The sequence below is a fragment of the Cupriavidus sp. YR651 genome (genome assembly GCF_900101625.1).
Taxonomy (GTDB): Bacteria; Pseudomonadota; Gammaproteobacteria; order Burkholderiales; family Burkholderiaceae; genus Cupriavidus.
On record NZ_FMYZ01000005.1, the window covers coordinates 500,419 to 508,495 of the forward strand.

An 8,077-nucleotide genomic window follows, 5' to 3' on the forward strand; every position below is an offset into this window, starting at 1 on the left:
CGGCGAGCAACGCCGGCAACATGACGACTTCCGGCAGAGATGGCAATGCCTGAACAAGTATGCTCAAAACGGCGCCCCTTCCCCCTTGCTGTCGGGCCATACCAGACGCTTGCCGCTTGGCTGCGACACAATCACCAGTCGCGTATAGAGATTCACGGCGGCGTACAGCGACAGAAAGCGGTTGAGTATCGCGCCAAACATTTCGACATCGCCCTCGCCCGCAAAGCGCGAGCTGTCCAGCGCGACCTCGATTTCCACGCCGCGTAGCAAGCCGCCCTTGACGAGCTTCTGCAGCGGCCGGTGCCGCACGACCGTGATGGCATCGATACGCCGGCGGTTCAGTTCCCCGTCCGTCCAGTCGTACAGCGCCAGGCTTCCGCGCAGGACCTCGGCGTCGAGCAAGGACAGGTAGTTCGGCGCGAGGTGCGACAACACGCGCCAGTGGAAGCGGTCGCCAGTGGGCGGATACACCGGCAGGGTCGGTGCAGTCAGGTTGCGCACCGTGCCGATATTGGTGAAGCCGCCGCGCATGCGGGTGATGCCCGCCTCACGCAGGCCCTTGCGCGGCAGCATGCCGTTGGTGCCGGTCACCGATAGCGAAAGCGTCTCCTCGGGCATGGACTCCTGCTGCTCCCACGCATGGCCGCCCAGCACGAGCCAGGTGTCGAACCGGCCCGATGGGCCGCGGCGCACGCGGGTGTGGAAGTAGCGCTCCGGCATCTCGTGGCGCAGCAGGCCGCCACGGTGACGAAAGGCGGCAAATGGCGCGTACTCGAAGCGCTTGCCACTGCCAGCTTCGAAGCCCCGGACGGTGTCGACTGCGTAGACCTCGACATGCTGCCCTTGCTGCTCCATCACCCGCACCCGGTACTCGGTCTCGAAGTGTGTGACGGAGATCGGGTCGGCTTCCAGCTCGAACAGGTTGATAATCGGCGTGCAAAAGAGGCGCACGTTTTCGGCCGAGAAACGCATGTCGTCCGGGAACGGTTTATTGAGCACCACTTCCACGTCAAAGTGCTCCGTATCCTGGGGGATGGCGTCCATGTCCAGCCCCACCAGGTCCACAAACATGAACTTCTCGGGGAAGGTGAAATACTCCAGCAATAACTGGTAGCCGCCGAAGGCGTTATCAGGCTTCGGCCACAGGCGCTCCTCGGTGGCAAATCCGACAGGCTCCAGATGTAGTCCAGCCATCGGCCGGGGCGCACCGGGCCGGTCCGCCGGGTATCCGGGGATGCGCACCTGCAAGGCCACCGGCTTGGCGGTCAGCGCCGCATGGAGTGCCAGCGCCAGAGGACGGTCGGCATGCAGGTAGAGCCGCAGACGCGGCACCGCTAACTGCTCGCGGCGCCCCTGCATCTGAAGCGCGAGTCGCAGCCGGATCACCGAGCGGCCGTCCTCGCGAGCGTAGGCATCGGCTTCGGTCAGTCGCAGCGGGTACAGATCGACGGCTTGCGTGGTCCGGTAGATGCATTCCACACTATCGCCACTGCCATTCGGCTGGGTGCCCAGCAAAATGGAATCGGACATGACTTCCAGCCCTGCAGGCAAAATTTCGTGCCGCTGCAGCGTGTCGTTGTTCGGGGTCAGTTCCAGGATCGATAGCGACGGAATCATGCGCAGATAGTGCGGCCACAGCATGCTGACAAGTCCTTCCGTCAACTCCGGCAGCTCGTCATCGAGCTTATGGCGCAGGCGTCCCATCAGAAAGGCAAAGCCCTCGAACAGCCGCTCCACATGCGGATCACGCTCGCCGATGCGGTCGATGTTGAGCATGCGGGCACGGTCCGGAAACGCCTGGGCGAACTCCTTGCCGGCCTCGCGCAGGTAGCGCATTTCCGCTTCGTAGTAGCGCAGGATCTCGTTGTCTTGGGTGGGATGGTTCATGAAACGGATCGTTGGCTGGCCATCTGGGAAAACGCCACGGCGCGGGCCGGGTCGATGGCGGTTAGTTCCCCTACCAGCGCTTCGATGCGCTGGGCCAGTGCCACCTTGTCCGCATCCTTGCGCGTCATGCGGGACGTCAACAATCGCAGCAGTTGCTGCTTGGCCTCGAATGCGAGCGAGGGCTCCCAAGCGGTCAGTCGATAGCGCTCGACGGCCAAGTCAAGCGCGGCCAGCAAGTGCAGGGCTGTGTCGGCACGGTCAGCCCGCTCGGCGACGCGCGCCATCACCAGTTGCCTCAGGAAGCGATCGCGCTCGCCATCCGGCACAGGCAGGCCTTGCAGCCACGCGAAAGCGGCATCAAGGCTCTGCTGGGCAGCAAGGTCCGCGGCCTGGGCTTCCGTTTCCGCCCAATCGGTGCTGGCGGAGGTGACCGACACCGGCGCCGCCGGGTCGCCGCGCTCGAGGTCGCGCACCGTGGCATGGCGTGCGATCCATTCCAGCGTGGTGTCGTCCGCGAATGGCGTGCCGTCCGTGAAGGCTAGCTGCTCCAGACCGGGGAGACGTTCGAGCATCAGCGCACAATCGGTCGCCAGCAAGTCGCGTACGCGGGCATACTCGCCACCCGCCTGATCCTGCGCGGTAAAGGCGTAGTACTGCAAGTCCAGCCAGAAGTGGTTCGCCCCTTCGGCGAAGGCGTGTTCGACGCGATCGAGCAATTCCGGCCACCGCTTTTGCAGCAGCAGGCGCTTGAGCTGCGCGCGCAGCTCGGTGCGAGGCGCCACCAGGCGAGTCCTGCCGCTTGCCTCATGGGGCGGCACGTCGGTCAGCGTATCCCAGCGCACGCAGCGCATCAGGCGATAGGCGGCCAGATAGCCGTGGGGTTGCTCGCGCAGGAAGCTCGCCATCTGGCGCGCCCGGTCGAGCAGGTCGCGCGTCGAGGTCACCTCGCCTGCCGCCGATGGCACGGCAGATGCGGTGCCAGATGGTCTTGGAAGTTCACCGATGCCGGCACGCTCTGCGGATGACGGCGACTCGATCCGCCCCTCGAAGCGGCGGAATAGCCCATCCAGTGCCGGGCGTTCCGCTTCCGGCCATTGCGCAGTGCGCTCCAGGATCAGCGCGAGCGCCGACAAGGTGCGTTCGAGCGGTGCGCCCGTGAGGCCTTGCACGCGGTCGAGCCGATCTGTAAAGGTCCCACCGGCCAGCCATTCGAGCGCGGCCTTGCGGCGCTCGGCACGGGCGGGGAGCAACTGCGCGCCAAATCGGTCGATCAGTGCCGATAGCAGCTCGAAGCCGTCGCCAATGCCCTCGGCGCCATCGCGCCGCATGCGGCCATAGATGTAATAGACCGCCAGCCGCACGTCCTTGGCCACTCCCTTGAGCAGCCGCTCGGCGGACTCCACGATCAACGAATCATTGACATCGGACAGCTTGGCAACTTCCTCCTTGATGGCAAGGAAATCGTCGTCGTAGCCGGGATCGTCGCCGACCGGAGCAGCCGGGCGGATCGGTTGCAGCCAGGGTTCCCAGCGCGTCTGGGTGGAACGGGCGAGATCCGTGGGTGCGCGGGCGCCGAAGAGCGCGTTGAGCAGGTTGTTGAACATGGCTTCCTTCTCGGTTGGCGATATTGGCGCTATTGGCGCTGACCGGATACGGTGCGCGCCACGGCCTGCGGCTCCCGGCTCACGAAAATGCGCGACGGCAGCACGAAGCCCCGAAGCGTCAGCATCTCCAGCGGCCCCCGGCCGACTTCGGTGCGCATCTGGTAGCTGAGCGGATAGGCCACCTCCGCCGGTGGCGGCGGCTTCGCGCTGCGGGCCATCAGCCTGTCTGGATCGGTGCTGTCCGAGTCATGCCCTTCGGCCGGGCTATCGCTGGCACCGGCCTTCGATGCCCGGGCGTCCGCTCGCGTATCGGGCATCCCCTGCCAGGTCAGTTGATAGGTGGCGCTGTCCAGTGGCTCGATACGCGCGCGTTCCAGCATTCGCACCAGCCCCCAGCGGCCGCCGAATTCGTAGCTCTTGTTGGTACCCGCCTTCTCCGTCTGCCACTGCAGGCGGGTACCCAAGTCCTGCAGGTTGTTGGCCGGCCAGGCCATCGCCTGCCAGGTCTCGCGCTGGTTGTAGTAGTGCAGCTTCTGGGCGTCGAGGGTCAGTACGGTGTCAGTGATACCCGGGGTGGGGATCGGCTTGAGGTCGAAGCGGTACCGGGGCTCACCCTGCGCCAGCATGTGTGCCGCGATACGCTGCAGCGTATTGACCGACTTGAGGAAGGCTGGATCGAAGGTCAGCGCCCGGCCGCCGGTAGCCGCGGGCACCCATTGATCGCCCTGCAATTCCAGCACGCCGGCCAGTTGCGTGGCGAGGAACGCGCCGATCAGCCCGGTCTGCGGGCGCAGGAAACGCGCCAGCTCGGGCAGTGAGGCATCGCTGGTGCTGTCCGCAAACGGATAGCGTCCGGCGAACGCGTGGCCCCACGCCATGACGATGCTGCGCCGCCATGCGTCGTTCAAGCTGGCCTGAGCGGGCTGCAACACGGTCTGCGTGGCCTGTGCGATCGGGCGTACAAACAGCGTCTCACCCATGCCCGCCCACTCGCTGCCGAGGCTGGCGGCCATCAACTGGGCGTAGGCCTGGGTGTCGGCCAGTTCCGAGCCCCTACCCTGGAACAGCGCCTGCGCCATTTGGCGGGCTTGCGCGTCGGCGTCGCCGCTGTTGCTGACCTGTTGCAGCCGCAAGCGCAGCGCGGTGGCGCGGTCGAGGAAGCGTTGCAGGCTCAGGTCGCCGTTGGCGCCCGCATTGGCATTGGCGCCCTGGCCCTGTCCCACCAGTCGCAGCACCGGGCCAAAAGCGGCGCCGAGCGGCCCGGCCGGGTCCGGCTTGATCGCCTCGGGACCCGCCGCCTTCTTGCCCAGCAAGCCTTGCGTCTTGGCGACCAGGGTGTCGGAGAGCGATTCCCGATGCGCGCCAGCGCCGCCGTGGAATGCGAGCGATCTCATGAGCGCAATCACCGGCGACTGGCGCGCGTCGGCCAACAGCTTGAGCTGATCAATGGCAGCCGGCAGCGTCAACGCCGGTTCCCATTGCAGGCTGTTCATGAAGCCCTGCCAGCGCTCCGCATAGTCGGCAAAGTATTGCTCGGTCAGCGCGGTCCGCAGGGCTTCAGTGGATGGGCCTGTCGTCGGTTGCACGCCCTGTGGCTTGCCGTCGTTGAGCACCCAGTCGCTGGCGATCTCGGCCCGCTTCGCGGCCGCCTCGATCGCGGGCGCGACGTAGCCGTCGTAGGCCTCACGCGTGAAGACGCCGGGCACGATGGTGGCAGTGCGCACCAGCCCCCGAGGATCAGTGCCAGCGGTGAGCGACACCAGCGTCTGGTCAGGGTACTTGCTGCCACCGTTCCCGGCGAAGGCATTGATGATGCCCTGATAGACGGTGTCCTCCGCGTTGCGCTCCCCAATGACCGCCAGCAAAGTCTGGCGCGCGCCCGCCACCAGCTCGACCCGGGGTTCGATGCGCCAGGTCGGATTGGCCTTCAGTTGCCGCGCATGGAACTTGAGCAAGCGCTCAGCGAGGTCCTGCCGCTCGCCTGGTGCAATTCGCGCGTCGGTAGACCAGTGCTGCACCAGTTGCGGGGTGAGGAACGCCGGCTCGGCGCGCTCGGGGTGAGCCAGCATCAGGTAGGTCTTGAGTTCCTGGTGACCACCCGTCGCCTGGCGGCTGGTCTGCTCATCCAGGGTGTCGGTGCGCATTTTCGCGAGATCGACCAGCGAGCCCTCCAGGTCCTGCTGGATCGGCGTGATCAGCAAGCGACGGCTGGCCTGCGCGTACGGCTTCCATAGGGCATCAAGCACGGCTGAATCGCGATTCAAGCCAAAACGTGTCGCGAGCGGTGGGTGATGCTGGGTGCGGTGTTCGTAGCGCTCAATCTGCTGCTGCAGGGCGAGCAATGCGTGCAAACGGGCGGCGGCATCGGGAGCCGACTCGACGTCGTTGACGGCCTGCCGGGCGGCATGCACGTCCCGCCAATTCATCGCACCGGAGATCAGCATGCCGGCGCTCCACATGCCGACAGCCGTCAGTGCGATGCTGGAGAAGACTGTGGCCGGGCGCCAGCCGATGCGCCGACCTGGATAGCGGCGAGCGGCCATGCCCAGGTACGGCCAGAGGGGCAGGTCGACGCCGGGCTCGGCGTTCTCATCCGCAGCAAAGGCTGGATATGGGGCGAACACAATGCCGCTGAGCGGGATGTCCCGACCCTTATTGCTCGCCAGGCCGCCAATCCATTCGGCAAGAGCCTTGCCACGTTTGTCGAGCCGCGCGGACAGTTCTCCCATGTAGCGGCCCCGTTCCTTGCGGATCAGCTGCTCGACGCCACGATCCGACAGCTCGTTACGCAGAGATTGAAGTGCCTTGCCGATGGCGTTGGCGCCCCCACGACTTGGCAGCTCGCAGCCGATCACCGGGGTATTTCCGTTGGCCACCGTATCCGTGTCTGCCACGTCGAGCAGGTAGACCGGCGCGGACAAGTGCAGCACCTCGGCGATGCGGGCCAGACTGACGCTATAGGGATGCGTGCCGCGGCGTTGTGCGGGCAGATCGATCTTGCCGTCGGTGGTAAGGATGACGGCATCCACCGGACGACGTCGACGCAGCTTGTAAAGCTGCTTGAGCCAGGCGACGTCGGGATGACCGTCCTTGCCGGTCTTGCTCCACAAAAGCACTGCGTCGGCGGTGATCAGCCAACCTGGCTCGCCAAGGCCAGGAACCAGCTTGGCGATCGTATGGTCGTCGCCCGTCAGAAGCAGCCAAGGTTGCCGGTAACGCCAGCGAAAACCATACTGCTGCCTCACAGTCTGGCGAAGTCGCTCGAGAGGCTTAAGTGTCACGCTCGACCGACCATGGACGGTAACAATACTTGCTTGCGTTGTACCAGCCATCCCCGGCGCCCGGAATCCTAGCCACTTCCTTAGCCCGTTCAATGCATTCCACCAGCGGCTCAAGCGATCAAACGACGCGAGAATGGCCAGCAACAGCGCGCCAACAGCTACCGCAGCTATCCAATAGCTTCGCGCCTCAGGCGTGCCTATGGACTCGCCCCATAGCCAGATGGCACCGGCAACCATCAGTGCGAAAACCAGTATCGAGGCCAGGTCGATCTGCAGCTTCTTCATAGTTTGGGGAATACCATCATGCCCGTGTGTCGACGCTATCTGGAATGGTCGAGGTGAACATCAACCGTCCTATGGACCTAAACCTCCATGTACGACGAGTGCTGCGACGGCACCAGTCGCGGGCTCGATTCACAGCCACAAGCACAAATGTCGTCGCTCAAAGCTGCTTGACGCCCGTCAGGCCCTGTCATCGCCAATCGCGGCCCAGCGCAAACGATCCGCCCCATCGTCTTGCAAACCGGACACCACACTGGGTCGTCCTCGTAGGCCTGTTCGCGATCCCCCACCCGGTCACTACTGTCACCGCCTTCGACAATGCCGTTGACCGTCGTCTTATCGCCCTTCAGGATGTCGTAGCGTCTTGTCATCTATTTGCTTCTGCGTTATCGGCCTCTGATGCTGATTTGAACCAGGGCCAGATCACCTTCACTGCCGCCTCATCGGCCCCGAACCATCTGGCATTGGGTGCGGCCACTCCCTGGCGCCCAGAAGACTGATGTCACATCGAACCTGGCCGCAGGCGCATGCTGTTGAGCAGCGTGTCCCATACCTGGATTGCACCCGCCTCATCGACGGGCGAAGTCGCTAGCTCAGGGGGCAACGTAGCCCGCAACGCAGGATGATTGGCGCTCCCGAGGTTCAGGCGGATTTCAGTGTGCGGTTGTGCCACCGTGTCAGGATTTCCCGGCGCCAGAAGATAGAAGCGATACAGTTGTACCGAGCCACTCCTGATCGAGAACAGCACCTCCTCCGCATCCATGCCTGCGACTTGGCGCTTGCCTTTACGTAGCACGCTTACGTAGCCGCTATAGCCCTGCGTCCTCAGTTCCCGACGCAGGTCTGGCAGCGTCTTCAGCAGCGAAGTTTGCTGATCCACATCCACGGCATCACGCACATCTATCAGGAACAAGGAAGGCCGACCAGGCTGGAGCACCATGCCCTGATGGAGCAACTCACTGTTTCGCGATGGACCGCCGATGAGCGCGCCTTCGATGCAGAAGCCGCGTTCCGTGGGAACAG

Annotated in this window: 5 protein-coding genes; all 5 read right to left on the bottom strand. The window is 64.8% G+C overall.

What is annotated here, in order from left to right; genetic code table 11:
• Positions 1-63 precede the first annotated feature (63 nt).
• Positions 64-1,887 carry a type VI secretion system baseplate subunit TssF gene (gene tssF, locus BLR29_RS17345; RefSeq protein ID WP_092138227.1) on the bottom strand — a complete coding sequence of 608 codons (1,824 nt, stop codon included), beginning with the start codon at positions 1,885-1,887 and terminating at the stop codon, positions 64-66.
• Positions 1,884-3,491 carry a type VI secretion system protein TssA gene (gene tssA / locus BLR29_RS17350; RefSeq protein WP_092138228.1) on the bottom strand — a complete coding sequence of 536 codons (1,608 nt, stop codon included), beginning with the start codon at positions 3,489-3,491 and terminating at the stop codon, positions 1,884-1,886. The genes tssF and tssA overlap by 4 nt, the downstream gene beginning before the upstream one ends.
• Before the next feature lie 29 nt (positions 3,492-3,520).
• Positions 3,521-7,057, bottom strand: coding sequence for an ImcF-related family protein (locus BLR29_RS17355; protein ID WP_092138229.1), 3,537 nt, complete (start codon positions 7,055-7,057; stop codon positions 3,521-3,523).
• Positions 7,058-7,134: 77 nt separating this feature from the next.
• Positions 7,135-7,425, bottom strand: coding sequence for a PAAR domain-containing protein (locus tag BLR29_RS17360; protein WP_092138230.1), 291 nt, complete (start codon positions 7,423-7,425; stop codon positions 7,135-7,137).
• Positions 7,426-7,556: 131 nt separating this feature from the next.
• Positions 7,557-8,077, bottom strand: a 521-nt coding sequence (locus tag BLR29_RS17365) for a T6SS immunity protein Tli4 family protein (RefSeq protein ID WP_255371294.1), incomplete at its 5' end; no start/stop codon positions are given.

Bases quoted from the DNA above. Each gene is read 5' to 3' on its own strand.
- BLR29_RS17355 (WP_092138229.1), bottom strand. From the start codon at position 7,057: ATGAAGAAGCTGCAGATCGACCTGGCCTCGATACTGGTTTTCGCACTG.
- tssF (WP_092138227.1), bottom strand. From the start codon at position 1,887: ATGAACCATCCCACCCAAGACAACGAGATCCTGCGCTACTACGAAGCG.
- tssA (WP_092138228.1), bottom strand. From the start codon at position 3,491: ATGTTCAACAACCTGCTCAACGCGCTCTTCGGCGCCCGCGCACCCACG.
- BLR29_RS17360 (WP_092138230.1), bottom strand. From the start codon at position 7,425: ATGACAAGACGCTACGACATCCTGAAGGGCGATAAGACGACGGTCAAC.